Below are 265 nucleotides of genomic sequence, written 5' to 3'. Positions count from 1 at the left end.
CGTGCCCGTGAGCGACGGCGGCGCGGTGGACGCCCTGGCCGCCGAGCGCGCCGCGGTGCCCGACTCGGAGGTGGACCGGCTGCGCCGGCACGCCGGCCGGGTCGACCTCGCGACGATCATCTACACCTCCGGGACGACCGGCCGCCCCATGGGCGTCGAGCTGACCCACGGCAACTTCGCGGTGCTCGCCCGCAACGCCGTCCAGGGCCTGCACGAGGTGGTCGCGACCCCCGGCGCGCGGACGCGGCTGGTCATGCCGCTGGCG

1 protein-coding gene is annotated in these 265 nt (G+C 77.7%); it reads left to right on the top strand.

Going from position 1 to position 265, the window contains the following annotated elements; genetic code table 11:
• Nucleotides 1–265: AMP-binding protein (locus KVT14_RS20490; RefSeq protein WP_217617307.1), on the top strand; the 265-nt coding region annotated here is incomplete at both ends.

The organism is Cellulomonas sp. GbtcB1 (genome assembly GCF_019091725.1).
Taxonomy (GTDB): Bacteria; Actinomycetota; Actinomycetes; order Actinomycetales; family Cellulomonadaceae; genus Cellulomonas.
This window is presented reverse-complemented; position numbering and strand designations above follow the sequence as displayed.